At 69.5% G+C, this 26,571-nt stretch carries 25 protein-coding genes; 13 read left to right on the forward strand and 12 right to left on the reverse strand.

Going from position 1 to position 26,571, the window contains the following annotated elements; translation table 11 throughout:
- Positions 1-114 precede the first annotated feature (114 nt).
- The 4 genes from AC4BEG_RS16975 to AC4BEG_RS16990 are packed head-to-tail and all read left to right on the forward strand — an operon-like array spanning position 115 to position 6,741.
- Entirely contained in the window at positions 115-846 is a 732-nt protein-coding gene (locus tag AC4BEG_RS16975; RefSeq protein ID WP_490706704.1) for a TnsA-like heteromeric transposase endonuclease subunit, read from the forward strand.
- Entirely contained in the window at positions 843-2,972 is a 2,130-nt protein-coding gene (locus AC4BEG_RS16980) for a TnsB C-terminal domain-containing protein (protein WP_490706705.1), read from the forward strand. Before AC4BEG_RS16975 ends, AC4BEG_RS16980 begins: the two co-directional genes overlap by 4 nt.
- Positions 2,969-4,087, forward strand: coding sequence for an AAA family ATPase (locus AC4BEG_RS16985; RefSeq protein ID WP_490706706.1), 1,119 nt, complete (start codon positions 2,969-2,971; stop codon positions 4,085-4,087). The genes AC4BEG_RS16980 and AC4BEG_RS16985 overlap by 4 nt, the downstream gene beginning before the upstream one ends.
- Complete coding sequence (locus AC4BEG_RS16990; RefSeq protein ID WP_490706707.1) at positions 4,084-6,741, forward strand: TniQ family protein; 2,658 nt, start codon at positions 4,084-4,086, stop codon at positions 6,739-6,741. The genes AC4BEG_RS16985 and AC4BEG_RS16990 overlap by 4 nt, the downstream gene beginning before the upstream one ends.
- On the opposite strand, the gene def is transcribed toward AC4BEG_RS16990, so the two are convergent.
- Entirely contained in the window at positions 6,716-7,378 is a 663-nt protein-coding gene (gene def / locus AC4BEG_RS16995; RefSeq protein ID WP_490706708.1) for a peptide deformylase, read from the reverse strand. The genes AC4BEG_RS16990 and def overlap by 26 nt on opposite strands.
- A gap of 111 nt (positions 7,379-7,489) precedes the next feature.
- Here def and AC4BEG_RS17000 point away from each other — a divergent pair, with 111 nt between their 5' ends.
- Complete coding sequence (locus AC4BEG_RS17000) at positions 7,490-8,068, forward strand: winged helix-turn-helix domain-containing protein (protein ID WP_490706709.1); 579 nt, start codon at positions 7,490-7,492, stop codon at positions 8,066-8,068.
- Positions 8,069-8,218: 150 nt separating this feature from the next.
- Here the strand turns inward: AC4BEG_RS17000 and AC4BEG_RS17005 are convergent, their stop codons facing one another.
- From AC4BEG_RS17005 to AC4BEG_RS17015, 3 genes are all read right to left on the reverse strand, one after another.
- On the reverse strand, positions 8,219-9,550 hold the full coding sequence (locus tag AC4BEG_RS17005; protein WP_490707103.1) for a phosphatase PAP2 family protein: 1,332 nt from the start codon (positions 9,548-9,550) through the stop codon (positions 8,219-8,221).
- A gap of 372 nt (positions 9,551-9,922) precedes the next feature.
- Positions 9,923-10,285, reverse strand: a complete 363-nt coding sequence (gene trxA, locus AC4BEG_RS17010) for a thioredoxin (protein ID WP_490706710.1) — start codon at positions 10,283-10,285, stop codon at positions 9,923-9,925.
- 1 nt (position 10,286) lies between these two features.
- A complete protein-coding gene (locus AC4BEG_RS17015; protein ID WP_490706711.1) occupies positions 10,287-10,748 on the reverse strand; it encodes a MerR family transcriptional regulator in 462 nt (153 codons plus the stop codon).
- A 79-nt stretch (positions 10,749-10,827) separates the two neighbouring features.
- Here AC4BEG_RS17015 and AC4BEG_RS17020 point away from each other — a divergent pair, with 79 nt between their 5' ends.
- Positions 10,828-12,219: a serine hydrolase domain-containing protein gene (locus tag AC4BEG_RS17020; RefSeq protein WP_490706712.1), complete on the forward strand. Its 1,392-nt coding sequence runs from the start codon at positions 10,828-10,830 to the stop codon at positions 12,217-12,219.
- A 229-nt stretch (positions 12,220-12,448) separates the two neighbouring features.
- On the opposite strand, the gene AC4BEG_RS17025 is transcribed toward AC4BEG_RS17020, so the two are convergent.
- Positions 12,449-12,904, reverse strand: a complete 456-nt coding sequence (locus AC4BEG_RS17025) for a GNAT family N-acetyltransferase (protein WP_490706713.1) — start codon at positions 12,902-12,904, stop codon at positions 12,449-12,451.
- A gap of 376 nt (positions 12,905-13,280) precedes the next feature.
- Positions 13,281-13,787 (reverse strand): DUF2269 domain-containing protein, encoded by a 507-nt coding sequence (locus AC4BEG_RS17030; RefSeq protein ID WP_490706714.1) that lies wholly within the window; start codon positions 13,785-13,787, stop codon positions 13,281-13,283.
- A 106-nt stretch (positions 13,788-13,893) separates the two neighbouring features.
- Here AC4BEG_RS17030 and AC4BEG_RS17035 point away from each other — a divergent pair, with 106 nt between their 5' ends.
- The 3 genes from AC4BEG_RS17035 (at position 13,894) to AC4BEG_RS17045 (ending at position 17,443) form a co-directional block, all read left to right on the forward strand.
- On the forward strand, positions 13,894-14,526 hold the full coding sequence (locus tag AC4BEG_RS17035) for an HAD family hydrolase (RefSeq protein ID WP_490706715.1): 633 nt from the start codon (positions 13,894-13,896) through the stop codon (positions 14,524-14,526).
- A 355-nt stretch (positions 14,527-14,881) separates the two neighbouring features.
- Positions 14,882-16,465 carry a globin domain-containing protein gene (locus AC4BEG_RS17040; protein ID WP_490706716.1) on the forward strand — a complete coding sequence of 528 codons (1,584 nt, stop codon included), beginning with the start codon at positions 14,882-14,884 and terminating at the stop codon, positions 16,463-16,465.
- A gap of 135 nt (positions 16,466-16,600) precedes the next feature.
- The gene (locus AC4BEG_RS17045; protein ID WP_490706717.1) at positions 16,601-17,443 is read left to right on the forward strand and encodes a pyridoxamine 5'-phosphate oxidase family protein; all 843 of its coding nucleotides are present in this window, start codon (positions 16,601-16,603) and stop codon (positions 17,441-17,443) included.
- 41 nt (positions 17,444-17,484) lie between these two features.
- Here AC4BEG_RS17045 and AC4BEG_RS17050 read toward each other — a convergent pair whose 3' ends face one another.
- The 5 genes from AC4BEG_RS17050 to AC4BEG_RS17070 all read right to left on the reverse strand — a co-directional run bounded on the left by AC4BEG_RS17050 (position 17,485) and on the right by AC4BEG_RS17070 (position 21,256).
- Positions 17,485-17,979 carry an NUDIX domain-containing protein gene (locus tag AC4BEG_RS17050; protein WP_490706718.1) on the reverse strand — a complete coding sequence of 165 codons (495 nt, stop codon included), beginning with the start codon at positions 17,977-17,979 and terminating at the stop codon, positions 17,485-17,487.
- Between the two features lie 42 nt (positions 17,980-18,021).
- The gene (locus AC4BEG_RS17055; RefSeq protein ID WP_490706719.1) at positions 18,022-18,918 is read right to left on the reverse strand and encodes a LysR family transcriptional regulator; all 897 of its coding nucleotides are present in this window, start codon (positions 18,916-18,918) and stop codon (positions 18,022-18,024) included.
- Between the two features lie 200 nt (positions 18,919-19,118).
- Entirely contained in the window at positions 19,119-20,258 is a 1,140-nt protein-coding gene (locus tag AC4BEG_RS17060) for a cystathionine gamma-lyase (RefSeq protein ID WP_490706720.1), read from the reverse strand.
- Positions 20,255-20,854: a low molecular weight protein-tyrosine-phosphatase gene (locus tag AC4BEG_RS17065; RefSeq protein ID WP_490706721.1), complete on the reverse strand. Its 600-nt coding sequence runs from the start codon at positions 20,852-20,854 to the stop codon at positions 20,255-20,257. The genes AC4BEG_RS17060 and AC4BEG_RS17065 overlap by 4 nt, the downstream gene beginning before the upstream one ends.
- A gap of 24 nt (positions 20,855-20,878) precedes the next feature.
- Positions 20,879-21,256, reverse strand: a complete 378-nt coding sequence (locus AC4BEG_RS17070; RefSeq protein WP_490706722.1) for a phage holin family protein — start codon at positions 21,254-21,256, stop codon at positions 20,879-20,881.
- Between the two features lie 66 nt (positions 21,257-21,322).
- Here AC4BEG_RS17070 and AC4BEG_RS17075 point away from each other — a divergent pair, with 66 nt between their 5' ends.
- The 3 genes from AC4BEG_RS17075 to AC4BEG_RS17085 all read left to right on the forward strand — a co-directional run bounded on the left by AC4BEG_RS17075 (position 21,323) and on the right by AC4BEG_RS17085 (position 22,988).
- The gene (locus AC4BEG_RS17075) at positions 21,323-21,640 is read left to right on the forward strand and encodes a cupin domain-containing protein (protein WP_490707104.1); all 318 of its coding nucleotides are present in this window, start codon (positions 21,323-21,325) and stop codon (positions 21,638-21,640) included.
- 160 nt (positions 21,641-21,800) lie between these two features.
- A complete protein-coding gene (locus tag AC4BEG_RS17080) occupies positions 21,801-22,019 on the forward strand; it encodes a DUF5326 family protein (protein WP_490706723.1) in 219 nt (72 codons plus the stop codon).
- 531 nt (positions 22,020-22,550) lie between these two features.
- Complete coding sequence (locus tag AC4BEG_RS17085; RefSeq protein ID WP_490706724.1) at positions 22,551-22,988, forward strand: SsgA family sporulation/cell division regulator; 438 nt, start codon at positions 22,551-22,553, stop codon at positions 22,986-22,988.
- A gap of 63 nt (positions 22,989-23,051) precedes the next feature.
- Here the strand turns inward: AC4BEG_RS17085 and AC4BEG_RS17090 are convergent, their stop codons facing one another.
- Positions 23,052-24,536, reverse strand: coding sequence for a YibE/F family protein (locus AC4BEG_RS17090; protein ID WP_490706725.1), 1,485 nt, complete (start codon positions 24,534-24,536; stop codon positions 23,052-23,054).
- 188 nt (positions 24,537-24,724) lie between these two features.
- Between AC4BEG_RS17090 and thiC the strand changes: the two genes are divergently transcribed.
- Positions 24,725-26,491, forward strand: coding sequence for a phosphomethylpyrimidine synthase ThiC (thiC, locus tag AC4BEG_RS17095; RefSeq protein WP_490706726.1), 1,767 nt, complete (start codon positions 24,725-24,727; stop codon positions 26,489-26,491).
- The last annotated feature ends 80 nt before the right edge of the window (positions 26,492-26,571 follow it).

Here is a 26,571-nt window from a genome sequence, read left to right on the forward strand (position 1 = left end):
GCTCATCGCCATCACTCGTTTGGGTGACCCTGCCTCAGGTCCGGCCTGCGAGCCTCCCGCGGATGCGAACGTAGCGTCCGTGAAGGGGACTGCCTGCGATCCGGGGGGTGACTTATGGCGGCAGGGCTGAGCCCGGGATCGATCACCGTGAGCCTGCGGGGCCCGAACGGCAGCTTGCTTGAGAACCGGGAGTGGACTGCTTCCTCGATCGACGGGCTTGCGGCGGCGGACCCGTGGCGGACCTTCCGCTGGTACCGAGGCCAGCGGCACTACTCGGGCACCTACTGGTCCGCCACAATGCGCGACCACGTCATCTACGAGTCGCGCCTCGAACTGGCGAGGCTCCTCTTTGCTGATTTCGATCCGTCCGTACGGCATATCGTGGCCCAGCCCTTTCTGCTCAAGGCCGATGTGGACGGGGCCGTGTGCAAGCACATCCCGGACTATCTTCTGGTCACCGATGAGGGGCCTGTGATCGTGGATGTGAAGCCACTGCACCGGTTGTCCAAGCCGGAGGTGGCCTTCACTTTCGGCTGGACCCGTGAGGCGGTGGAGGTTCGCGGGTGGAGTTACGAGGTCTGGAGCGAGCCACCTGCGGCTGAGCTGGAGAACGTCCGTTTCTTGTCGGGCTACCGCAGGGACTGGCTGTTCGATCGTGGGCTCGTCGACGAACTCCGTGGCGCTGAACTCGATGGAGTCTCTTTGCGACGCGCGGCGGCCAGCCTGCCTGGTCACCCGGAGGAGCAAGTCCGTTCTGCGGTCTATCACTTGCTGTGGACGCGCGAGTTCACGGTTGATCTCGACCGGCCGCTTAGCTCGGCGCACGTACTGAGGAGGACGGCGTGAGCAGGGCGGGGGCACGGGTCGGTGTCGGTACGCACTTCCGCTACGACGGGGAGACCGTCGAGGTGGTCGAGATGGCTGCCACCACGGCCGGCAACGAGGTCGTTCTCAAGGACGGCCAGGGCAGGCTCTTGCGTCTCTCTTTGCGGGAACTGCTCTTCTCTGACCGGGCCATCCTCATTCCCGAAGGGCCGGGACCGTCCTCGGAGGACGCCGAGGAGATCGCTTCAGTGGTGCTGGGGCAGCTGGACGAGGATGACAAACGGCAGATCCTGGAGCGGGCCGAGCACGTTCGGGAACTTCTCACGGGATATCGGTCCGGCAGCGCTGAACTGGCACGTGAAGGCGAACCGCGAGCTCCGTACACGCCAATGCTGTCGCTGGAGGCACGCTATGCGGCGAAGGCTTCGGAACTCGGCGTCACCGATCGCACCATTCGACGATGGGTCGCCGACTACCGCCGACACGGTGAGGCCGGCCTGGTCCAGCGGACAAGTTCCCAGGCACGGCCCTTCGGCAGGGCCGATGACCGATGGGTGGAGACCGCGCTGGAAGTCATGGTCGAGCACACGGGAGAGTCGAAGCCTTCACGAAAGATGGTCATCGACCGGACTCGGGCCCGGCTGATCGCGCGGTTCGGTCCCGACGTCGTCCCTCAGCCCAGCCAAGCCACTGCCTACCGGGTGCTCACGGAGCTGGAGCGGCGGCACCCGCTGTTTCGGCTGAGTACGAAGCGGAACCGAGACATCGCGGACCGGCCGGAGGGTCCGTACGGCAAGTTGCGGCCGACACGGCCGGGCGAGTACCTGCTGATGGATTCCACTCGGCTGGACGTCTTCGCGTTCGACCCGCTGACGCTGAAGTGGGTGCAGGCCGAATTGAGTGTCGGGATGGACTGGTACACCCGCTGCATCACGGGGATCCGGCTGACGCCGGTCTCGACGAAAGCGGTGGATGTCAGCGCGGTGCTCTTCCAGTCGTTTCGGCCGAGGCCGGCGGGGCGGGACTGGCCGCGACACGCGGTCTGGCCCGAGCACGGCATCCCCCGCACCGTCCTGGTCGACGTCGAGGGCGCCACCGGGCCGGGCCTGGCCTCACCTCCTCTGGTCCCCGAGACGCTGGTGGTCGATCACGGCAAGGTCTACGTCTCGGAGCATCTGACCAGTGTTTGCCGCCGGATGGGCATCTTTATCCAGCCGGCTCGACTGCGGACGGGCCGCGATAAAGGTCCGGTGGAGCGTTATTTCCGGACCCTGCGGGAGGGGCTGCTGCAGGTGCTGCCCGGCTACAAGGGGCCCGACATCCACTCGCGGGGCGAGAACCCGGAGGACGACGCGTTCTTCTTCCTCGACGAGCTTGAGGCGATCATCCGGGAGTGGACCGCGGCGGTCTATCACTGCAGGCCGCACTCCAGCCTGGTCGATCCGGGCCTGCCGGGACTGCGGATGTCCCCGGCGAAGATGTTCGAGCACGGCATGGCCCGGGCGGGCTACATCGAAGCACCCCGCGACCGGGACCTCGCTTATGAGTTCCTGCAGACGAAGTGGCGCACGGTCCAGCACTACGGGGTCGAGATCGGCCGCCGCCGCTACAGCGGCCCCGGCCTGCCCGAGCCGGGCATCCGCAGCCCCTACGACAGTCCGGTCAAGAACGGCTGGCCGTTCCAAGTGGACCCCGACGACATTACCAAGGTCTACTTCCGCAAGGCCACAACCCGCGAATGGCACACCCTGACCTGGGAGCACGCGCCGTCGGCCGAGATGCCGCTGAGTGAGGACGCGTTGACATTCGCCCGGCAGCTGGCCGCCTCGAAGTATCGCTTTCCCGACGATCGGCTGGCCGTCGCCGATTTGCTTCAGCGGTGGAACCTCGGGCTGGGCACCACGATCGCCGAGCGGCGCATGGCCCTGCGGCTCTCGCGCGAGCAGGCCGGCATTGAACTTCCGGAGAGTGAGGCGGAGACGGTCGTCTCGCTTCCGTCCGTACGCAAGGCCCTTGGCCAGGACGCGGAGACGCCGAAGCCGGAGGAGCCCGATGCGGTGGTGGAAACGGGTGATGACGACGAGGCCGATCTGGAGGACCTCGCCGAGGAGAACGACTTCTACGCCGATGCTCTGGAGGACGTGTGAGCGAGGAGCGTGTTCCGGAGCCGGACAGTCTCGCCCTGTCCCGGAAGGAGGACTTCAAGGCGTTCGCTGAGAGCCCTCGCCGCAGCCGACCTGATCTTCTGACCCGCAAGCAGATGAAGTCCCTGGACACGCAAGAGAGGGCTGACTACAACCGGCAGCGCCGGAAGTGGCACGCGAACATCGGCCCGGTCAAGACGCCACAACTGGCAGAACTCCACGAGGACTTGTGGGACATTGTCGACAGCAATGAGCAGGACGGTGACAAGGCCAAGGGGGCGGTGGCCGTCGACGCGTTCCCGGGGCTGGGCAAGACGACCTCGGTGCTTGCCTTCGCCCGCGACTTCCACCAGCGGGAGATCGAGGAGTCGGGCCCGTTCACGAGTCAGGGGCACGAACGGATCCCGGTCTGCCGGGTCGGGCTGACCGGGAACACCGGGATGAAGGACCTCAACCGGGCCATGCTGGAGTTCTTCGGCCACCCCGGAACGGGGCGGGGCACCACCGCCCAGTTCGGACGGCGGGTGCTGGACTGCGTGTTGTGCTGCGATGTCCGACTGGTGGTTCTGGACGATCTGCACTTCCTGAAATGGGGACAGAAGAGCGGCATCGAGGTGAGCAACCACCTGAAGTGGATCGCCAACGAGTTCCCGGTGACGTTGCTGATGGTGGGGGTCGAACTCGCGGAGAAGGGCCTGTTCGGCGAGGGAACGAACGGCCGCGACACGGCTCTGGCCCAGACCGGCCGCCGCACCACCCGCCTCGGGCTTCGCCCGTTCACCATCGACGCGGAGGCCGGACGCCGGGAATGGCGGCAGATGCTGCTGGCCCTCGAACAGCGCGTCGTGCTTGCCGACAAGCACCCCGGCATGCTCGCGGACGACTTGTCGGACTACCTCTTCGCCCGCAGCACCGGACACATCGGCTCGCTGATGACGCTGATCAACCGCGGCTGCCAGCGGGCGGTCCGCACCGGCGTGGAACGTCTTGACCAGGAGCTGATGGACCGGGTGAAGAACGATGAGGCGTCCGAGGCTGCCCGCCTCGAACTTCAGGCCGCGCTGGAGAAGAAGCGGCTGACCAGCCGTCCGCGGTCCCGGGGCCGACGAGCCGCATGAGGCAGTCGGCCCGCACCCTGCCGATCCGGCTGCCGCCCGTGCCGGGCGAGGCCCTGGACTCCTGGTTGGAGGCGACGGCCAGACGGATGGAGACCACGCTCGGCGATGTCCTGCTGCACTTCGGATTCCCGGTCCGGCAGAGCGCTGGAAATCAGTTCCGGGGCATCCCGACGGACTGGACGATCTTCCTCGACGAGCAGTTGACCGCCGCCGTCGCGCACGCCACCGGGACGGCCCCGGAGGCGGTCGCTGCGATGACCCTGGCGCACTATGACGGACGGGCCCTGCAGATGAGTGCCGCAGGCCGGGCCGTGTCGCGGCATGTCCTTTGGGGGCGCGGCCGGGGGTCCCGGTTCTGCCGGGACTGTCTCCGCTCCAGCGAGGGTCGCTGGCAGTTGTCCTGGAGGCTCGGCTTCTCCTTCGCCTGCACCCAGCACCGCCGCCTGCTGGCGGACCGCTGCCCGCACTGCGGGCGGGTTCCGCGGCAGCGGCCCCATTCAGGCCGATCCGTCCCCCAACCGGAACTCTGCGGCAATCCGCCGATCCGCCCCGGCGGTCCGGTTACGGCCGGCTGCGGCACCGATCTCACCCGTGCTTCGACGCTTCTCCTGTCTTCCGGCCATCCGGTTCTCATGGCGCAGGACCGGGTGATGGGGATCATCAACGGGGCGACGGCGGCCTTCGGCCCCTACCGGATCGTTCCGCAGCCGACACCGGCAGTGCTGGCCGACATCCGGGCCCTGGGCATCCGCGTCCTGAGCGACCTTCTCGCTGCTGTCCTGCGCGAACGGATACCGGCCGATATCGCAGAAGTGCACCTCGCCACCGATCGGGTCGTCTCGCACGCCGAACAGGCGGCGGACCGCCCAGGATTCATGGCCCCGCCGCGAGCCGTGGATGCCGCCGTCGCGGTCACCATGGCCTTGGGCATCCTGGAACAGCCAGGAATCCATCCGGCCGGCGAGGCCCTGCGGGGCCTGCTGGACGAAGTACGCGAGGAACTCGCGCAGATCTCGGTGACCAGCATCGACGACTGGGGCCGGGGCATCAGCCCGGTGCTGCAGTCCGTGCACCTGGCCGCCCTCGCTCCTTCCCTCCGCCCCAGCGAGCACCTCCGCTACCGCACCACGACCGAGACTCCCCGCCGACCGACAAAGACCACCCGGGACATCGAGCAACGGGCCAAGAAGATCCCCACGATGTTCTGGCCGCCCTGGGCAGTCCGGCTCACACCACCTGCAGGAATCCATGCACGTGCCCTGGCCCCCGTCCTCGCCGTCCTGCTGCTGATCCCCGACAGCCGCACCTCCCTGGACCAGGCCGCCAGGCTGGTCGGCGACGTGATCGACGGCATCGAGATCTCACGCCTCCTCCAAGAACTCGACGACCTTCCGCAATGGCCGGACATCGTTACCGCCCTGGATCGGCTCGCCGGCCACCTCGACGCCGACGACACCCCCATCGACTACGGCCGTCGCCGGCTCCTGGACTACGCCGGCCTGCTTCCCCACGGCCGCTGGCTGGAGATCTGCCGCCGCACCGGAACACCGCCGGGGACCGGCCGACGCGAACGCATCGCCCGCAGCCAGCTCTTCAGACGCTTGAGCGGCCTGCCCACCGAGTCTGCCCCCGACGATCCGGGCGGGCTCGACAGTGCAGAGTTCCGGGCGACGTCCTTGAGGTTCACCGCCCTTCAGACCCCCGAACTCGCACACGCACTCCAGCAGGAAGCCCTCAACTTCCTGGCCTCGCACCACATCCACGATGAGCCCGCGACCTGGCAGCCTCCCACCACGCTGCTGGCCGGACTCTCCCTTCCCGGACCCGACCCGGCGAACATCGACCTACCCCGCCTGCACCAACTCGTCCGAGAACGCCAGCACCCCGTTCAGCACGCCGCCCAAGCCCTGGGCACAACCGTCGAGGCCATCCGACATGTCCTCGACGAACACCCAGCCCCCGCACCCCCGCTGACGGAGAACGCCGCGAGAGCTACCGGCCGCATCCGGCAGCAAGCCCGGCAAACCGTCCCGGAAGAGCGCTTCACTCAGCTCTACCTCGACGAACATCGGTCTCTCCAGCAGATCGCCACCCTCACGGGCTTCTCTCGCAGAGTGCTGACCGACCTTGCCAGGGAGTACGGCATCCCGCTTCGCGAAGGTCCACAGGACTACAAACGCCGGGGCGCCGTCGAACGGGACTGGCTCATCGAGCAGTACGTCCACCGTCGGCGAACTCTGCCGGACCTCGCCCGCGAAACCGGCATGAGCACCGCGAACATGACCCGCTGGGCTCACACCCACAACATCCCCCTACGGCCACGCGGCGGAGCCAGCCACCACACCGCCCTCCGTGCCCCCGAGCAGGCCACAGATGCCCCCGCCATTCTGCGCGCTGCCCTGACCAGCCCAAATACCCGGCAGCGACTCGAACGCTTCGCTGCCGCCTTGCCCTACCCCACCGTCACCGAAGCCGCCCGAGCCCTCGGCATTCACCAATCGACACTTACAACCCAGATCAACCGGCTCGAAAAGGACCTGGGCCGACCCCTGATCGAACGTGCTGAACGGGGCCGCAGGATGCGGCCCACACCCTTCGGTAGAAGAGTGGCCGCTGCCGCCAAGCGTTTCATTGGCCCAGGCGGGCGGCCTTGATCGCGCGTTGGGCGAAGACCTCCTCCCGGCGGTCTTCCATCTGTCTCAACGCGTCCTTGCGGTCCCGCTTGGAGAGCCGATCAAGATACGTATGGCCCACGAGGTGATCGGTCTCGTGCTGCAGACACCGGGCGAAGTACCCCAGTCCCTCGATGACGAGAGGGTTGCCATCCTTGTCGAACCCACGGGCGACAGCACGATCGGTGCGGGGAACCGCCATGCCTGCACCGGGCACCGACAGGCAGCCCTCGAAGTCGTCAATGAGCCGGCGGCTACCCGGATCGGGCAGGTCCAGAACCGGGTTGATGATGTGACCGACATGCCGGATTCCATAGTCGTCCGGGCAGTCGTACACGAACAGGCGCAGGTCAACGCCAACCTGGTTGGCGGCCAGGCCGGCGCCGTCGGCGACATACATGGTCAGGAACATGTCGTCGATTAACGCCGACAACTCCGGAGTCCCGAACTCGGTCACCTCCCGGCATGGACGGCTCAGTACCTCCTCACCGACCACCGTGACCCTGCGAACCGAACCCCGTCCTGCCTCTGGCGGCAGAGCCGGATAGGTGTCCACCGGGTGGCCTTGAACACGGACTCGTCGGTCGACGGAACGGGACCGCTCGTGACGAACAGACATGGCTGTCTCCCTTTTGCGCACGCCACAGATGCCGCGGAGGTCACCGCAGCTGATTGCCTTCAGCAGGACTACTGCTTGCCAAGCTCTTTGCAAAGTAGCAAACTTTGCAAAGTGACTGAAGATGACGTCAACATCCCGGACGACCAGGCAGCCAGCACCGGCGAAGAATTGCGCGAGCACGAGGTCCGCACAGCCCTGCTGGACCTGCTCGCCGAAGTCGGCATCGTCACGGCGACCGAAGCCGCCTCCCAGCTGGGCTACAGCTCAGGCCTCTGCTCATTCCACCTGCGCCAGCTCGAACGCCACGGATACATCGAAGAGGCACCCCACAGTGGGGGCCGCGCACGTCCCTGGCGTCTGAAGCAGCACACCCCCGCTGCCGACGGGCCTATGGAGGAGCAATTCGGCGACTTGGCCCGCGGCCTGGAGGACGAGAGCTGGCAGCGATGGCTGACCCAGCGAGATGAAGCGCCGCCCAAATGGCGCCACGACGAAGCCTTCAGCGCCGTCGCCTACCTGACACCTGAAGAGATGATCAAGGTCGCGAACGTGATCCGACGGGCGCTCGCGCCCTACCAGGACCGCGAACAACGCCCCCTGGCCCGGCCTGACGGCGCTCGACCGGTGGCTCTCATCGCCCGACTGTTCCCCCTGCTTCCCCACACAGCTGATGGCACGGACCAGACGTGACGAGCTTGCCGGTCGTTTCGCACTCACTTGAGGAAATGACACGACGCTGAGACAGCAGGCAGATGACACGACGTGAGACAGCCTGAAAACGTCCAGGCCACGGCGTCGCCGCATGACACAGCGGCTGAGAACCTACACATCGTGTCGTTGTCACACCAGTTCGGGCTGCGGCTCCGGTTGCAGCGCCGGTGCGGCCTTCGGTTCCCACAGTCTGGTGGTCCGCATGTAGCCGTAGATCACTGAGGCCATCGCCAGAAGGAGCAGGGGTCCGGCCACCCACGGATGCCTGGCCATCTCCACCGGCAGATAGCGATAGGACACCAAGAGCGCGGCGAAGACCGTTGCGCCGTAAGCGACCAGCTGGATTCCTGACCGGTCCCAGCCACGTGCGAGCGAGCGCAGAGCCGCCTCGACCGTGATCGCGAACACCACGCCGGCGATGAGATCCACGCCGTAGTGGTAGCCGAAGCCCAGCGTCGCGCCGAGCGTGGCGATCAGCCAGAACGTGCCCGCGAAGCGCAGAACCCGTGGGCCCTTGCGGGAATGCATGAAGATCGCGGTAGCCCATGCCGTGTGCAGACTGGGCATGCAGTTGCGTGGGGTGATCTCGTCGTACGGCATCGGGTGCGGGATGCTGATCGGCGGCGGTGTGTGCGGCCACAGGTCGGCCACCGCCCAGTGCACGCCGCCGGTGCCGAAGGCGCCCGGGCCGTAGGCGAAGATCGGCCCGACCACCGGGAAGATCATGTAAATGCCCGGCCCGAGGAGGCCGATCACCAGGAAGGTGCGCACCAGATGGTGGCTCGGGAAGCGGCGCTCGACCGCCACGTTCCGCAGCTGGTACGCCGTGACGACGACCGCGGCCACCGCAAGCTGAATGTAGACCCAGTCGAGAAGATGGGTGCCGATCGGGCCGGTGGCCTCGACGATCCGGCCGACCAGCCATGACGGGTTGCCCAGTGCGTGATCGGCGGTTGCCAGGTACTGGTCGAGCACCGTCGGGCGGGACTTCGCCGTGATGAGCAGCCAGGTATCGCCGGTCTTACGGCCGGCCACCAGCAGCAGACCCAGCCCGACGCCCTTCAGCAGCAGAACACGTTCCCGGCCGGTGCGGTGGGTGACAGCGATGACCGCATAGCCCAACATCACCCACAACGCGCCGTTTCCGAAGAAATGGCCGTCGGTCACCTTCACGTCGGCCGCCCACCGCACCAGCACGAAGACGACATCGATGCCGATCGCGACACCGGTCGCGATGAGCCGCTGCCGCCAGGTGAGCACCACCATCATCAACGCCATACCGGCGTACAGCAGCGGCCCCGATTTGGGCGCGAGGATCACCTCTTGCGCCTGGTTGGTGATCGGCCCCGGCAGACCGTAGTGACGTGCGGTGATCTCCAGCGCGATGAGGAATCCGAGGGTCACCACACCCGCCGTGGCCCACAGGATCGTTCGCGGTCGGCGCCACGCAGCGAACGTCATTCTGTGGCTTATTCGCGAAAACACCCGCGATGCTCTAGATATCAATTGTTTGGCCGATTTGCTCGATGTTGGTTAATTGAGTACTCATCGCGCTGGATGGCATGGTTTTCTGGTGAACGACGGAGGAATGGGGGGCGAACGTCGTGAGCTCGAACATGCTATCGGAGCGGTGCGGCCTGCCCAGCGGGCTCTCATAGGGGTGTGCACAAGGCCGTGAACCGGCAGCCGGGCTCGGTCGGCCGTAGACAGTTCTTGAACTTAGAAGTCAAGAATGATGTCACGGTTCCATGCTGGAGGAGTCCGGTTCGGTCAAGGAACGTCTGCGCACCACACTGCGCTTCCTCGCCGAGACCGATCTCCCCCTCCGCCCCGCTACAGCACGTCCGCGATCTCCTCCATCAGCCGGCGCTTGGGCCGGGCGCCGACCATCGAGCGCACCGGTTCGCCCGCCCGGAACACCATCAGCGTCGGCATCGACAGCACTCCGTACGCCGCCGTGGTGCTCGGGTTCTCGTCCACGTCCAGCTCCACCACCTTCAGCCGGTGTGCCTCCTCCCGGGCGATCTCCGCCAGCACCGGCGCGATCATCCGGCACGGCGGGCACCACGAGGCGGTGAACTCCACCAGCACCGGCACCCCGGCTGCCAGCACCTCCGCCGCGAATGTCCTGTCCGTGACCGTGGCCACTGCCCCAGCTCCCGTCCGTCCTCCCCCGGTATGCGTCTGTGTCGTCATCTCAGTCTCCTTCTCCCGTAGGGGCCTTGGCGGATAGGTGCGGCGGCGTCAGCGCGCAGCGCGGCTCGGACGCTCCCCCGGGCGCCGTCGCCTCCGCCGCCAGCGCCGCGCGCGCCCGCTCCGCCTGGGCGAGCTGCTCCTCCACCCGCTGCCGTACGCCGGTCAGCCGCGCGATGCAGTCGTCCAGTTCGGCCAGCTTGCGCCGGTACACCTCCAGCGAGGCGGGGCAGGAGTCACCGGCCGGATGCCCGGAGCGCAGACACTCCAGGAACGGCCGGGTCTCCTCCAGTCCGATACCGAAGTCCCGCAGCATGCGGATCTCCTGGAGCAGGCGCAGATCGTCCTCGTCGTACGTGCGGTATCCATTGCCTGTGCGCCGCGCGGGCAGCAGCCCGAGCGACTCGTAGTAGCGCAGGGTGCGGGTGGTGGTCCCCGCCCGTTCGGCCAGTTCTCCGATCCGCATGCAAGGACGGTAGACCTTGACCTCGGCGTCAAGGCCAGAAGTGATTCCGCACCCGGTGCCCCGGCCGTAGGGTGCGGACATGACCGCACCGGATGACGCCGCCGCCTGGGCGGACCTGCTGCCCGCCACCCGCCGCGCCCTGCTGCGACGTGTCGCAGTCGGCCAGCGCGAGGGCCGGGCCCCCTCGCTCGTGGGCGCCGTGATGCGGGAGGGACGGCTGGTGTGGTCGGGGGCGCGCAGCGGTGTGGACGGCCTCGCGCCGGACGCCGACACCCAGTACCGCATCGGCTCGCTCACCAAGGTCTTCGTGGCCGTGCTGGTGATGCGGCTGCGTGACGAGGGGTTGCTCGACCTCGCCGATCCGCTGGCCAAGCATCTGGAGGTGCTGGAGGCGGAGGGCGCGACCGTCGCCCAGCTCCTCGCCCATACCTCGGGTCTCGCCGCCGAGGCACGCGGCCCCTGGTGGGAGCGGACCCCCGGCACTCTGCGGCCCGAGACGGCGGACCTCTTCGGCGACCGCCCGCTGGTCCACCCCGCCGGTCGCCGCCATCACTACTCCAACCCCGGTTTCGCGCTGCTCGGCGCGCTCGTCGAGAAGCTGCGCGGCGCGCCCTGGGGCGAGGTGCTGCGCGACGAGGTGCTGGAGCCGCTGGGGATGGCGCGTACGTCCCTGGAGCCGCGTTCCCCGTACGCCGGAGGATGGGCCGTGCACCCCTGGGCGGATGTGCTGCTGCCCGAACCGGCCGAGGACACCGGGCGGATGGCCCCGGCCGGGCAGCTGTGGTCCACCGCCGCGGATCTGGCCCGGTTCGCCGCCTTCCTCCTCGACGGGGACGACCGGGTGCTCGGCGCCGGGACGCTGGCCGAGATGCGGACGCCCGCCGCCGCGCCCGACAGCCAGGACTGGGACGGCGGTTACGGCCTCGGGATGCAGCTCGCGCGGCGCCGCGGACGGTTCCTGTACGGCCACGTGGGCTCCATGCCCGGCTTCCTGGCCACCCTGTGGGTGAGCGCGGAGGACCGGCTCGCCGGGATCGCACTGGCCAACGCCACCGCCGGGCCGTCCGTCAGCGCCGTCGCCGACGACCTGGTGCGGATCGTGGCGGAGCACGAGCCGCGGATCCCTGCCCCCTGGCGGCCGCTGCCGGAGGCCGATCCGGCGCTGCTGGCGCTCACCGGGCCCTGGTACTGGGGCGCCACCCCCTATGTGCTGCGGCTGCGCGCCGACCGCGCGCTGGAGCTGTCCCCGGTCGGCGGGAAGGGCCGCGGATCACGCTTCCGGGCCGAACCGGACGGCACCTGGACCGGGCTCGACGGTTACCACGCGGGGGAGACCCTGCGTGTGGTGGCGGGCGAGGACGGCGCCCCCGCCCATCTCGACCTCGGCACCTTCGTGTTCACGCGGGAGCCGTACGCCCCGGACGGCGCGGTGCCCGGCGGTATCGACCCGGGTGGCTGGCGCACCCTCTGACGCCGTCTGACCCCCCTCTGCCCCCCACAACTCCGTAGCCCGACCCTGCCGGTGGTACGTACGGCGGAGGGCTGGGTGGGCCGCTCGCGGCGGCGCAGGCTGGTTCCCGAACGGGGCCGCCTGGCCCGTCCTGCTCCGAGGTGAAGCGCGCGGCCGAGGCCGTCGGCCTCACCGCGCTCCGACTGCTCAGCAGCCCTTGGCGGCCCCGCCCCTCATACCAGCGGGCCCCTCATACCAGCGGGAGCTTGAAGCCGACGTGGCTGGCCTCGAAGCCGAGCCGCTCGTAGAAGCGGTGGGCGTCGGTACGGGTGGCGTCCGAGGTCAGTTGCACCAGGACGCACCCCTCGCGGCGCGACTCCTCGACGGCCCACTCGATCAGCCGGGTGCCGAGCCCGCTGCCGCGCTCGTCGGCGTGGATCCGGACGGCTTCGATGATCGAGCGGGTGGCACCGCGCCGCGACAGCCCGGGGACCAAGGTCAGTTGGAGGGTGCCGATGGTCCGGCCGTCCCGGACCGCGACGACCAGCCGCTGTTTCGGGTCCCGGTCCAGCTGCTCGAAAGCGGCGCGGTAGGGCGCGGGGTCGTCGGGGGACTCGCGCCGGGCGCCGAGCGGATCGTCGGCCAGCATCGCCACGATGTCGGGGATGTCGTCGGCGGTCGCGCGCCGGATCCGGAAGTCGCTCACGACCGTGAGCCTACGGCCACCGCGCGCGGAGCCCTCCACCGGATGTCAGCAGCCGCTAGGCCCTGTCCGGTGGGTCTTTGAGGAGCAGCCCGCGACGTCTGGTGAGAGGGCACCTCCCAGCGGTAGCTGGGGGAGGATCGCAGGAGGATCGTCCTCGTACTGGGTGCACTCGGGCGACCTTCGACAACGCGGCGAGGTGCGGTGCCAGGCGTCGCGGGCCCGATAAGACCCACCGGACAGGGCCTACGCGGGCGCCGGGGCCCAGAGCCCTTCGACGGCGGCGACCAATTCCAGCAGCCTCAGCCCCTCGGGGCTGACGTGGGTGGAGATCCCGCGGCGGTCGGCCGGGCAGACGCGGCCACACCGACGGACCGTGTCATCGGCGGCGGGCCGCGCGCAGCCGCCGTCCCCGCGCCGTGAGCCCCCACGGCTTCACCACCGAGATCGCGGTGAGGAAGACATAGACGCTCAGACTGACCGCCGGGGCCGCCACCAGACTCGCGGGGTCACCCACCTCCCGGCCCGCCGCGACATCGGCCACGGCGTCATTGATGGTCGGGCGCAGGGCGAAGGCCGTGGCGCCGGTGGTGATCAGTGTCAGCCAGAGCTTCACGGCGACCCAGCGGTGCCGGACCAGCCCCCAGGGTGTGCCCAGGGACAGGACCACTCCGCTGACCAGGGCCAGCAGGCTGATGGGGATGAGGAGCCAGTCGCCGATGACGTTCATCGACCGGTACGCCGCCCCGGAGGACTCGGCCGATCCGGCCGTGGCGCCGCTGATGCCCAGGGCCAGCAGCCCCAGGGACAGTCCCAGCCAGCCGACGGAGACGACGACATGGACAACGAGGAGGGCCCGGCGGACGGGGCGTTTGAGCTGCTGCATGCCCCTCACGGTCGCGCGGCGCGGCGGTTGGGGCGTCTGACGGCGGGAGTATCCCCGGCTACTCCCGGAGGCGGTCCCGCGGCCTGTGCACCTACGCTCGGCTGCCATGACCAGACTGCATCTGTTCGATCTGGACGGGACGCTGATCCGAGGTTCGGCCGCGGCCATCGAGATCTCCCGTCAGCTCGGCCTGGAGCGAGAGATCGACGAGTTGGAACGGGCCTTCGCGGAGCGGCGGCTGAGCACCGCGCAGTTCGCGGAGAAGGCCGTCGCGCTGTGGGCGGAGCTGACGGAGAAGCAGGTGACGGCGGCCTTCGAGGGGGCGCCGTGGCTGACCGGGATACGCGAGGTGTGGGCGGACATCCGGGCGCGCGGTGAGCGCTGTGCGGTGATTTCGCTCTCGCCCGGCTTCTTCGTGGAACGGCTGCTGGAGTGGGGTGCGGACGCCGCGCATGGTTCGGCCTGGCCTTCGGTGCCGTTCCGGGAGCCGCTGGATCCTGCGGGCATCCTCACACCGGCCTCGAAGGTGCGTATCGCCGATGACCTGTGCGCGACATTCGGGTTGACCAGAGCCGACTGTGTGGCCTACGGCGATTCGATGTCGGACGCCGAGCTGTTCGCCGTAGTTCCCTACTCGGTCGCGGTGAACGCCGACCACCATGTGAGCGATATCGCATCGTGTACGTATAGCGGACACGATCTTCGGGGTGCCTACGAATTGACAGCCAACTGCCAGTAACTACGGGTTTTACCAGAGTTGTCGGGTGTAATGGAGGGTCCCCTGTGTGGGGCTTGTGCATTTAACGGCGCCCGGTAGGGTCGAGTCCGGTTCTGCCCAGGACGCTGCGGCGGGACCGGCCTCAAGTGGCCAGCCCGGCCCACCAGCGTAACGGGAGCGCAGCCCCTGTTTCCTGGACTTCGGGCATGTTGCCGATGCCGAGAACACGCGTGGCAAGCTGCGTGGACAGCGAGTTATGGAGCGGGACGCCAGGATCGATCTCACATGAACCAGCGCGCCAGAGCGGTGAATTGCGGGCGCTTTCCGTCTGCGAAAGTGCGAAGACCGACAGAAAGATGTTCGAGGCGAGGCAACCATGGACGCTCCGACCACCACGTCGTCGGCCGGTAACGACGGTTCCGGCGGAAACAGTGGCGAATGGGGCTGGTTCACCCCGAGCAGGAAACCGGCCGAGGACCAGCCCCGTACCCCAGGCCGCGGCGCCCCGGACCGGGAGGCCGAGGAGCGAGCGCCACGGCGGCCGATGAACCCGATACGGCCGGTCGGTACGGGAGCCGAACGACGCCCCCAGGCCCCGCCGCCGCCTCCCGCGCGGCCCGGCAACTCCGCGGCGCGATCCGCCCCCGCGGCCCCGGCCCCCTCCGCCCCACCGGCCGGGACCGTTCCGCCCGCCGCCCGGCGTGCGGAGCATCAGCGCTCCGACGAGGCGGCCACCCCCGCGAACGTCCGCCCGGCACCCGGAAGCTCAGCACCCGGAACCGTGGCACCCGGAACCCCGGCCTCCGGCGCCGCCTTCCCCGCGCCCGATGGCGCCTCTCCCGACGCGATCCTGCTGCGCCGCACGATGGCCGAGATCGAGCCGGTGAGCGACAAGGTCACCGCCTACTTCTACGCGCTGCTCTTCGTCCAGCACCCCGAGCTGCGGCCGCTGTTCCCCGCCGCCATGGAGGCCCAGCGCGACCGGCTCTTCAACGCGCTGCTGACCTCCGCCAAGCTGGTCGACGACCCCGATGTGCTCTCCAGGTACCTCGCCGGGCTCGGCCGCGGGCACCGTAAGTACGGCACCCAGCCCGAGCACTACCCGGCGGTCGGCGAGTGCCTGATCGGCGCGCTCACCCGCTATGCGGTGAATTCCTGGAGCACGGAGACCGAGGCCGCGTGGGTGCGCGCCTACACCGCGATCTCCCAGATCATGATCGACGCGGCGGCCGAGGACGAGCGGAAGGCACCGCCGTGGTGGCACGCCGAGGTGGTCGAGCATGAGCGGCGCACCTCCGACATCGCCGTGCTGACCGTCCGGCCGGACCAGCCGTACCCCTTTCTCGCGGGCCAGTACACCTCGGTGGAGACGCCGTGGTGGCCGCGGGTGTGGCGGCACTACTCGTTCGCCGCCGCGCCGCGCTCCGACGGACTGCTCTCCTTCCATATCAAGGCGATTCCGGCCGGGTGGGTGTCGTCCGCGCTGGTGAACCGGGCCCGTCCCGGCGATGTGATCCGGCTCGGCCCGCCCACCGGTTCGATGACGGTGGACCACACCAGCGACAACGGACTGCTCTGCCTCGGCGGCGGCACCGGAATCGCGCCGATCAAGGCGATGGTCGAGGACGTCGCCGAGCACGGTCGGCAGCGGACGGTCGAGGTCTTCTACGGCGCCCGCAACGATCACGATCTCTATGACATCGACACCATGCTGCGGCTGTCGCAGGCACACCCCTGGCTCTCGGTCCGCCCGGTCGTCTCCGACGGACCGACCAACGGACTGAGCGGCAGACTCCCGGACGCCGTGCGGCAGTACGGCCCGTGGGGCGCGTTCGACGCGTATCTCTCCGGGCCGCCCGGGATGATCCGCAGCGGTGTCGACGCGTTGCGGGGCGTCGGCATCCCGCTGGACCGGATACGGCACGACTCGCTCGAGGAACTGGTGGCGGCGGGAGGTTAGGAACGGGCCGGAACGACGGCCAGATACCAACAGCCAGATACCAACAGCTGGAAACCAGCGGTCGGGAAGCAGCGTTCAACAACTTCAACGGTCAGCGCGACGATCAATGGCGATCGGGAACGGGGACGAGAGACGGTGGACAGCGAGGAGCACCCAGTACGCACCGGACGTCCGGGCAGCGACGGTGAACACCTGCTACAGGCGCGTCTGGGCACGGCCGACCGCGCCGACCGCTTCTACGACGAGCAGGTGCTCGACCACCTCAACGTCCGGATGCGGGAGTTCATCGGCCGTCAGGAGATGTTCTTCCTGGCCACCGCCGACCGGCACGGTGAGTGCGACAGCACCTTCCGGGCCGGGCCGCCCGGGTTCCTGCGGGTGATCGACGAGCACACCGTGGCCTACCCCGAGTACCGGGGGAACGGTGTCCTCGCCAGCATGGGCAACATCGAGGAGAACCCGCACCTCGGCATCCTCATGATCGACTTCCTTCGGGACCGGATCGGTCTCCATGTCAACGGCCGGGCCCGGGTGGTGGAGGACGCCGAGATGCGCGCGGCCCACCCCGGCCTTCCGGTCGACCCGGTGCCGGGGCGGCGGGCGGCGGTATGGGTCGAGGTGACGGTGGAGGAGGCGTACATCCACTGCGCCAAGCACATCCCCCATCTCCAGAAGGTGCCCGCCCAGCGGCGCCACGGCAGCCATGACCAAGAGGGCGCCGAACACGGCCAGGAGCGGGCCTGGGGCACGGACGACGTCAAGCGCAAGGGCGGCGACTTCTTCGGTGCCGCGGCAGCGGCGCGTGCGGGACGCCGCCGCCCGGCGACCCGGACGGCCGGGGAGCGGTCGGCGGAGGGAACGCCGGAGCCGTCGCGCCCCGAGGCGTGGCGCCAGGAGGCCGAGCGGGTACTCGCGGAGGCGCGGCAGCGGGCGGCGCACGCGGGCGGCCAGCCGCCCTTCGGCGGCTGGTTCCGCTAGGCCCTGGGCCCTAGCGCGGCCGGGACGGCGCAGGCGGGGGCTCAGCCGAGGTCGTCGGCGAGCAGCGCGAGCACCCCTTCGATGTTGGTGTCGAGATAGGCGCGCAGCGACGGCGGCACCACCTCGACCGAGGCGATGCCCTCGCGGGTGAAGGGGATGCGCACCACCTCGTACTCCCCGCGAGGCTCGTCCACTTCCGGGCCGTGCCGCCGCGACAGGTCCATCGAGGCCAGCCGGCAGACGAAGAAGTGCTGCACCTTCACGCCCTCCGGCCCCTCCTCGCCCTCACCCGGGTACGGGACGGTGTCGACGAAGGCGGGCACCACATCCGTCACCTTCGCGCCCAGCTCCTCGTCCACCTCGCGGTGCAGGGCGTCCACGACGGTGCTGTCCTCGGGCTCCACACCGCCGCCGGGAGTGATCCAGTACGGCGCCCGACCGGGCTTGGTCCGCTTGATCAGAACCATCCGGGGCTCGGTCTCGCCGTCGAGCAGGATGGCACGGGCGGTGCGCTTGACCACGGGTCGTTCGGTCATGCAGGACATCTGCCGCAGCCGTCCCCCGATGAAACCAGCTACTCACCAGTCCACAGCGGAGCGCAGCAGCCAGTCGTACGCCTTGGCGATATGCGGCAGCGCGAGCGCTCCGGTCCGTACCGCCAGGAAATAGGTGCGCAGCGGGGGCACCGGCGGGTTGAGCAGCGCCACGACCTCCCCGGCGTCCAGCGCGTCCATGCACAGATAGCGCGGGAGCACACCGAGTCCGGCGCCGCGCGCGACGCAGGTGAGCACGGCCCGCAGATCGGGTGCGATGACCGTGCCGGCGGTGACCGGTCGGCTGTCGAAGACGGTCGACCAGTAGCGGGTGACCAGCGGCAGGCTCTCGTGCACCTCCACGACGGGCAGCGCCTCCAGCACACCGGCGCCCTTGGCCTGGATCACAGCGGGGCCGCCGAGCCGGGCGGCCCAGCGCGGGGAGGCGATCAGGACATGCTCCTCGTCGCACAGCGGCGCTGCCTCCAGCAGCCGTCCGCGCGGCCGGGAGGTGGCGATAGCCAGATCGTGGTGGCCGGCGCTCAGCCCCTCGAACAGCTCCTCGGTGCTGCCGAAGGCACACCGCACGGCGAGCCCCTGGGCGACGAGCGCGGTGAGCGCGGGCAGGGCGCGCAGCGCGGTGAACTCCGGTGGCCCCGCGAGATGCAGGGTGCGCAGGGGAGAGGCGTTGTCGAGGCCCGCCTCGGCTATCTCCAGGAGCGCGTCCAGATGCGGGGCGACCTTGTGGGCCAGTTCATCCCCGACGGTGGTGGCGACCACGCCGCGCGCGGTGCGGCGGAAGAGTGGACGGCCGAGCTGTCTCTCCAGGGTGCGGATCTGGCCGGTGACGGCGGGCTGGGAGAGCCCGAGCAGTCCGGCGGCACGGGTGAACGACCCGGCCCGGTGCACCATGACGAATGTGCGTAAGAGGGCCAGATCCATGCGTTCCCCTCGCCTCGACGCACCTCCGCCGCAGGACAACTATAAAAATGCCGATAGGTCCATGTCGCTACTGTGATTGGACACTGACGCTGAGTCAACTAGCCTTAATCGAGCGGTTCTCCATGCGGAGCACCGGGGCGTCTCGAGCCACGAGGGGGGAGGCTTGAGACGCCCGCCCGCGCATGCCTGCCCCTCGGCTTTCAGCCATCCGTCGGGGTGCGGGCCGCGTCGAGCGCGCGCAGCACATCGGCGATCAGATCGTCCGGGTCCTCCGCGCCCACCGAGAAGCGGATGAAGCCCTCCGGGACCGCGTCGCCGCCCCACCGTCCGCGCCGCTCCGCCGTGGAGCGCACCCCGCCGAAGCTGGTGGCGTTGTCGACCAGCCGCAGCCCGGTCAGAAAGCGCTCCGCGTGCTCCTTGTCCGGGAGGGTGAACGAGACCACACAGCCGAAGCGCCCACCGCGCATCTGCGCCGCCGCCAACCGGTGCGCAGGGTCGTCCGGCAGTCCGGGGTGGCGCAGCCCGGTGATCTCGGGGCGGCTGGTGAGCGCCTCGGCGAGGGCCAGGGCGGTCGCGGACTGCCGGTCGACACGCAGCTGGAGGGTGGCCAGCGCGCGGTGTGCGAGCCATGCCTCCATGGGGCCCGGGATCGCGCCGACCGTCTTGCGCCAGGCGCGCACCGAGGCGGCCGCCTCCGGGTCACGGCAGGTGACATAGCCGAGCAGCACATCGCCGTGGCCGGTGAGCGCCTTGGTGCCGCTGGCGACGGAGAAGTCCGCGCCGAGCTCCAGGGGGCGCTGGCCGAGCGGGGTGGCGAGGGTGTTGTCCACGGCCACCAGCGCACCGCGCGCATGGGCCGCGTCGGCGAGGCGGCGGATGTCGCAGACGTCCAGGCCCGGGTTGGACGGTGTCTCCAGCCACAGCAGCTTCACACTGTCGTCCAGGGCGGCGAGCTGGGCGTCGTTCGCGGTGGGCGCGGTGCGGACCGCGACGCCGTAGCCCTCCAGGCGCTCGATGAGCGCGGGCAGCAGCTGATAGGCGTCGGAGGGCAGGACGGCCGTGTCGCCCTGGCGCAGCCGGGACAGCAGGACGGCCGAGATCGCGCCCATACCGGAGGCGAAGGCGACCGTCTCGGCGCCGGAGTCCGGGGACTCCAGCTCGGTGATCGCCCGCTCCAGCAGGGTCCAGGTGGGGTTGGTGTCCCGGCCGTAGGTGTACGGGCCGGTGGCGTCCCCGGGCAGGTGGTAGTGGGCGGCGAAGACCGGGCCCGGCAGCGTCGGCTGGTAGGGCTCGGCCTCGGGCAGTCCGGCGCGTACCGCGCGGGTGCCGTCGCCGGTCATACGGCCTCCTTCCCGGCGGCGGGCTCGCCGCCCCTCTCGGCCGTGCTCGGGGCCGCGGCCGTCTCCGTGGGCGTCTCCGTTGGCGTCTCCACGGCGGCGAGGGCCCTTTCGACTGCCTCCAGCAGTCCGCCGCCGGCGGCCTCGACCATCTCCAGGCACTGCTCGAAGTCGTCCGTCCCGCCGAAGTAGGGGTCCGGCACATCGAGGCCGCCCGGCGCGTCCGGATCGGCGTCCGGGTCGTAGCCGCGCAGCAGCCGCACCTTGGTGGCGTCGCGCGGGGTCGGGGCCAGTGCGCGCAGCTCGTGCAGATGGCCGCTGTCCAGGGCGATCACCAGGTCGAGGCGGTCGAACCACTCGGCCCGGAACTGCCGGGCGATGTGGTCCTGCTCATAGCCGTGGGCGGTGAGCACCGCGACGGTGCGGTGGTCGGCCCCGTCACCCTCGTGCCAGGGGCCGGTGCCCGCGCTGTCCACCTCGACCCGGCCGTCGAGCCCGGCCTCCTGGGCAAGGGCGCGGAAGACGGATTCGGCCATCGGGGAGCGACATATGTTGCCAGTGCAGACAAAGCAGACACGGTAGGGCGACGGAACTCTCATGCCTCCCATCATCCCCGGCCGTGATCAGTCGTCGTCGGGCAGCACCATGTGGAGCGCCCAGGCGACTATGGAAACGATCAGTCCACCGAGTACGGCGGTGCCGAAGCCGTCGACATGGAACGTCAGATCCAGTTTTCCGGCCGTCCAGGAGGTCAGCAGCAGCATCAGGGCGTTGATCACCAGGGTGATCAGCCCGAGGGTCAGGATGAACAGCGGGAACGCCATGAGCTTGACGATCGGCTTCACCACCACGTTCACCACCCCGAAGACCAGGGCGACAAGAATGAGCGTGATCGCCTTGCGGCCGGTGTTCTCACCGGTGAGCGTGATGTCCTTGAGCAGCCAGATGGCGACGCCGAGGGCGCCGGCGTTCGCGAGCGTCTTGACGAAAAAATTCTTCATGGATGGGATCGTCGCAGACAGGCCCCCCAACAGTCAGGGGCCCGGCAGGCAGGGGTGGAGAGCAAGATGAAGGCGTTCCGGCTGGATGAGCTGGAGGCGGAGCGGGCCGCGAACGACGGCGCGTATCTGCAATTCCTGCGTGAGCGGAACATGTCCGTGGGGCTGTACGCGCTGGACGCGGGCCAGAGCGACCCACAGTCGCCGCACGGTCAGGACGAGGTGTACCTCGTGCTGAGCGGCCGGGCGTCGATCACGGTCGGGATGGAGACGACCCAGGTGGCGCGCGGCAGCGTGGTGTACGTACCGGCGGGTGCGGCCCACAAGTTCCACCACATCACCGAGGACCTGCGGGTCATGGTGGTGTTCTCTCCACCGGAGAGCTGAGGCGGGGCCCGGGGTCCCGTAGGGGTCCGGTCAGGGGAGGACGGGGGTCGCGGGCCCTCCACGGGCTTCCGTTCCGCCCTAGCATCGATGGCAGGGGAGACCCGGCCGTCGGCGATCGCACCGAGGACCGACCGGGCTCACGACGAAAGCAGGGATCAGAGTGGCCACGAAGGGCATATTCCAGGGCTTGCCGTGGTGGGTGACCTGGATCGCGATACCGGTCCTCGTCCTGGCCGTGTTCGGCGGATTGATCATGTCCGTGGTCGGGTTCGTCGTCTGGCTGATCTTCAGGGTGCTGCTGCTGGTGGCGCTGGTCGCCGGTCTGATCTACCTGGTGCGGAAGTTCAGCTCCTCCTCGTCCTCCCGCGGCGACTGGTGAGCCACCGCGTGCGCTTCCGCCATCGCGTGCGCTTCCGCCACTGAGCGCGCTTCCGCCGCTGAGCGCGCGGCCGGTGAGCGGCCCCGGTTCCCGCGCGGGTACGCCGCGCGAGGGACATCGCGGGGCGGACACCGGCCCCGTGGCACCCCTCCCGTTAGAGTGCGAGTCCTCGGCGTTCTTCTACTCGGCGTCTGCCTCGCAACACACCCCGGGGGTGCCTGTTGACGACAGCGAACATCGATACGGTCGGTGAGCCGGCCCCGAACTCCCGCGCTCCGGGCCGGTGCCGCCCGGATCGGCGTGACATGCGCGATCGCCCGCCCGCACCGCTCCGGCCGACCGCCTTAGCGGACCCGCACTCCCCCTCCGCCATGGCAACTCTGGCGATTTCCATTCCCTCACATGAGGCAAACCGACTCCGCCCCGCAATCGAGTCGCTACGCTCCAGAGTCGGCCAAGCCTTCAACTCCCTGCCGATCGGCTCACACCTGGCCACTCGCAAACAACTCGGGGCGGCGAACGATGCGTGACATGCGTGACACAGTCCAGGCGGAAGTGACCATGACCTTCCTGGTCTCGCAGGACCTCTCCTTCCGGATCCCGGTGGAGCTGTCCTACGACAGCAGCGATCCGTACGCGGTGGAGATCACCTTCCATCTGCCCGGTGATGCCCCGGTGAGCTGGGCGTTCGCCCGTGAGCTGCTGTTGGACGGGCTGAGCAGACCCACCGGCGAGGGAGATGTGCGGATCGCCCCCGCCGCGCCCGAGGGTCTCTCCGACGTCTTCATCAGACTCCAAGTGGGCGGTGAACGGGCCCTGTTCCGGGCCGGAGCCGCCCCGCTGGTGGCCTTCCTGGACCGTACGGACCGGCTGGTCCCGTTCGGCGAGGAGCCCAAGGCCTGCGATCCGGTCGGTGATCTCGACGCGGAGCTGGACCGCATCCTCGCCGAGGACCGGTACGCGGGATAGCGGGGCATCCGTAAGTCCCGCGGGGGGCACGGGCGTTGCCGCGCCCGTGCCGGGGTCCATGCCTCAACGCGCCCGCGCCCGGCGGCGCTTGCCGCGCCCGCCCCGGCCACCGCGCGGTCCCGGCTGCCCCGGGACGTCCGCCTGATCCGTGGTCCCTCCGCGCCCCGCCGCGGCCGACGGTGTGCGGTCCGCGGAGACCACGAGCACGGCCAGCGCCGTGGTCACCGGCACCGAGGCGACGAGCCCGATGCTGCCCACGAGCGTCCGCACGATCTCCTCCGCGACGATCTCGCTCGTCGCCACCGTCCCCACACCGCTGTCCGCGATCGAGAACAGCAGCAGCAGCGGAAGCGACGCGCCCGCGTACGCCAGCACCAGCGTGTTGACGACGGAGGCGATGTGATCCCGTCCGATCCGCATCGCCGCCGCGTAGAGCTTCCGACGACTCGCCGTGGGATCCGCGTCCCGCAGCTCCCACACCGCCGAGGTCTGGGTGACCGTCACATCGTCCAGCACCCCGAGCGAGCCGATGATCACGCCCGCCAGCAGCAGTCCCCTTATCTCGATGTCCGGGTAGAGGCCGTGCACCAGACCGGTCTGGTCGTCGGTGTTGCCGGTCAGACTCGCCCAGCCGATGAACACCGAGCCCAGAACGCCGATCAGCAGCAGGGAGACCAGGGTGCCGAGGACGGCCACGGAGGTCCGGGCCGTCAGCCCGTGGCACATATACAGCGCCAGCAGCATGATCGCGCTGCCCCCGATGACCGCGACCATCAGCGGATTGGAGCCCTGGAGGATCGCCGGGAGGATGAACAGCGTCAGCACCCCGAAGCTGATCGCCAGCGCCACCAGCGCGAAGACCCCGCGCAGCCGGCCGACCGCCACCACGGCGAGCGCGAAGAGCCCGGCGAGCAGTGCCATCGGCATCGACCGCTCGACGTCGGCGACGGAGTACTGGAGGTTCTCCGGTGCCTTGGGCGAGTACGCCAGTTTCAGCTCCTGCCCGGACGTGAGCTTCCTTGAGGCGTCGGGCCTGATGATTTCGGGGAATTGGCGGCCTTTGTCCTTGCCCGAGGTGACCTCGATGGTGGCCTTTTCACAGCGGCCCTTCTCACCGCCCGCGCCGCCGCCGCTCCCGTTCTGCGCCGCGCCGCCCTGACCCGGTTCGGCGGGCTGCTGCGGCTGGGCGCCCGCGTCCGCGCAGTTGATCTCCTCGACCTTCACCACCCGTCCGGAGACGGTCTGCTGGTCGAAGCCCAGTCCGCTGCGCTGCCCCGCCGCATGCTCAGGGGTGCCGCCCGGCCAGAGCACGATCAGCCCGGCGGCCACGGCCGCCGCGAAGGGGATGAGCACCGCCGCGATGACCTTGCGGAGGCGGGCGGAGACGGGGGTGGCCGGGCCGTGGGCGTGCGCATGGCTGTGGCCGTGACCAGCGCCGTGCGCATGGCCGTGGGCGTCGCCGCGGTGGTCGTCGTGGTGGTCCTGGGCGGGCGGCGGGCCGGGCCTGCCGTCCCGTCCGGCCTGGGGGTGCTGTGGCGTCGGGGTCACACCCGCATCATCGCAACTCGCCGCGAGAGGGACGGGCCCCCTGTTCAGTTCCGCCGGGGAACCGTTAGCGTGGGGGCACCTTTGCAAACGCGGGAGCTCGGAGCACCGGGCTGAGAGGGCGCTGACGCGACAGCTGCGCCGACCGCTGAACCTGTTACCGGGTAATGCCGGCGTAGGGAGTGGGTCTCATGACTCAGCAGGATGCACGCATGCGCGAGAACGCCGCCGACATCGGGTGGCACAAGGGATATGTCACGGGTGCGCGCCCGGACATCCAGGTCCCGGTCCGCCGAGTGCACCTCACCAATGGCCGCGATGTGACGCTGTACGACACCTCCGGCCCGTACACCGACCCCCAGATCGACACCGACGTCCGCCGTGGACTGGCCCCGCTGCGGCAGAACTGGATCGTCGCCCGCGGCGATACCGAGGAGTACCCGGGCCGTCCGGTCCGGCCCGAGGACGACGGGCTCAAACACACCTCGCCCCGGGGCGGGTTGCGCAATCTCGACGCGGTCTTCCCCGGCCGTCCGCGCCAGCCGCGCCGTGGCCGGGAGGGCGCCCCGGTGACCCAACTCGCCTACGCCCGGCGGGGCGAGATCACGGCCGAGATGGAGTACGTGGCGGTCCGCGAGAACGTCTCCCCCGAGGTCGTCCGGGAGGAGATCGCGGCGGGCCGGGCCGTCCTCCCCGCCAACGTCAACCACCCGGAGATCGAGCCGATGATCATCGGCAAGCGATTCCTGGTGAAGGTCAACGCCAACATCGGCAACTCCGCCGTGACGTCCTCCATCGAGGAGGAGGTGGAGAAGATGACCTGGGCGACCCGCTGGGGCGCCGACACGGTCATGGACCTGTCCACCGGCCGCAACATCCACACCACCCGTGAGTGGGTGCTGCGCAACTCCCCCGTTCCCATCGGCACCGTGCCCCTCTACCAGGCCCTGGAGAAGGTGGACGGCAAGGCCGAGGAGCTGACCTGGGAGATCTACAAGGACACGGTCATCGAACAGGCCGAGCAGGGCGTCGACTACATGACGGTGCACGCGGGCGTCCGGCTCCCGTACGTACCCCTGACCGCCCGCCGCAAGACCGGCATCGTCTCGCGCGGTGGGTCGATCATGGCGGCGTGGTGTCTGGCCCACCACAAGGAGAGCTTCCTCTACACGCACTTCGAGGAGCTCTGCGAGATCCTCGCGGCCTACGACGTCACCTACTCGCTGGGTGACGGACTGCGACCGGGCTCGATCGCGGATGCCAACGACGAGGCGCAGTTCGCCGAGTTGCGCACCCTCGGCGAGCTCAACCGGATCGCCAAGGAGCATGGCGTCCAGACCATGATCGAGGGGCCGGGCCATGTCCCGATGCACAAGATCAAGGAGAATGTCGACCTCCAGCAGGAGATCTGCGAGGAGGCGCCCTTCTACACACTGGGCCCGCTCACCACGGATATCGCCCCCGCCTACGACCACATCACCTCGGGCATCGGCGCGGCGATGATCGCCTGGTGGGGCACGGCGATGCTCTGCTACGTCACCCCCAAGGAGCACCTGGGCCTGCCGGACCGCGACGACGTCAAGACCGGCGTGATCACCTACAAGATCGCCGCTCATGCCGCCGACCTGGCCAAGGGCCACCCGGGCGCCCAGGAGTGGGACGACGCGCTGTCCGACGCGCGGTTCGAGTTCCGCTGGGAGGATCAGTTCAACCTGGCCCTCGACCCGGACACCGCACGCTCCTTCCACGACGAGACCCTCCCGGCCGAGCCCGCCAAGACGGCGCACTTCTGCTCGATGTGCGGTCCGAAGTTCTGCTCGATGAAGATCAGCAGGGACATCAGCGAGCGCTTCGGCACGGACGGTGCCTCGAGCGACGAGATCGAGGCCGGGATGCTCCAGAAGTCGAAGGAGTTCGCCGAGGCGGGCAACCGCGTCTACCTGCCGATCGCGGACTGACCGCGGCAGCCGTCCCCGGCCCGATGCTGTCCTTGTCCACCGCTGAGCGGCTCCGTTCAGAGCCGGGGCCGCTCAGCGGT

It is taken from the genome of Streptomyces sp. JLBJ103, from assembly GCF_058215575.1.

Coding starts and splice junctions, on each gene's coding strand:
- AC4BEG_RS17065 (WP_490706721.1), bottom strand. CDS start 20,854: ATGAGAGTTCCGTCGCCCTACCGTGTCTGCTTTGTCTGCACTGGCAAC.
- AC4BEG_RS17035 (WP_490706715.1), top strand. CDS start 13,894: ATGACCAGACTGCATCTGTTCGATCTGGACGGGACGCTGATCCGAGGT.
- AC4BEG_RS16975 (WP_490706704.1), top strand. CDS start 115: ATGGCGGCAGGGCTGAGCCCGGGATCGATCACCGTGAGCCTGCGGGGC.
- def (WP_490706708.1), bottom strand. CDS start 7,378: ATGTCTGTTCGTCACGAGCGGTCCCGTTCCGTCGACCGACGAGTCCGT.
- AC4BEG_RS17015 (WP_490706711.1), bottom strand. CDS start 10,748: ATGCGGATCGGAGAACTGGCCGAACGGGCGGGGACCACCACCCGCACC.
- AC4BEG_RS17020 (WP_490706712.1), top strand. CDS start 10,828: ATGACCGCACCGGATGACGCCGCCGCCTGGGCGGACCTGCTGCCCGCC.
- AC4BEG_RS17030 (WP_490706714.1), bottom strand. CDS start 13,787: ATGCAGCAGCTCAAACGCCCCGTCCGCCGGGCCCTCCTCGTTGTCCAT.
- AC4BEG_RS16990 (WP_490706707.1), top strand. CDS start 4,084: ATGAGGCAGTCGGCCCGCACCCTGCCGATCCGGCTGCCGCCCGTGCCG.
- AC4BEG_RS17060 (WP_490706720.1), bottom strand. CDS start 20,258: ATGACCGGCGACGGCACCCGCGCGGTACGCGCCGGACTGCCCGAGGCC.
- AC4BEG_RS17070 (WP_490706722.1), bottom strand. CDS start 21,256: ATGAAGAATTTTTTCGTCAAGACGCTCGCGAACGCCGGCGCCCTCGGC.
- AC4BEG_RS17050 (WP_490706718.1), bottom strand. CDS start 17,979: ATGACCGAACGACCCGTGGTCAAGCGCACCGCCCGTGCCATCCTGCTC.
- AC4BEG_RS17085 (WP_490706724.1), top strand. CDS start 22,551: ATGCGTGACACAGTCCAGGCGGAAGTGACCATGACCTTCCTGGTCTCG.
- AC4BEG_RS17075 (WP_490707104.1), top strand. CDS start 21,323: ATGAAGGCGTTCCGGCTGGATGAGCTGGAGGCGGAGCGGGCCGCGAAC.
- trxA (WP_490706710.1), bottom strand. CDS start 10,285: ATGACGACACAGACGCATACCGGGGGAGGACGGACGGGAGCTGGGGCA.
- AC4BEG_RS17055 (WP_490706719.1), bottom strand. CDS start 18,918: ATGGATCTGGCCCTCTTACGCACATTCGTCATGGTGCACCGGGCCGGG.
- AC4BEG_RS17040 (WP_490706716.1), top strand. CDS start 14,882: ATGGACGCTCCGACCACCACGTCGTCGGCCGGTAACGACGGTTCCGGC.
- AC4BEG_RS17005 (WP_490707103.1), bottom strand. CDS start 9,550: ATGACGTTCGCTGCGTGGCGCCGACCGCGAACGATCCTGTGGGCCACG.
- thiC (WP_490706726.1), top strand. CDS start 24,725: ATGACTCAGCAGGATGCACGCATGCGCGAGAACGCCGCCGACATCGGG.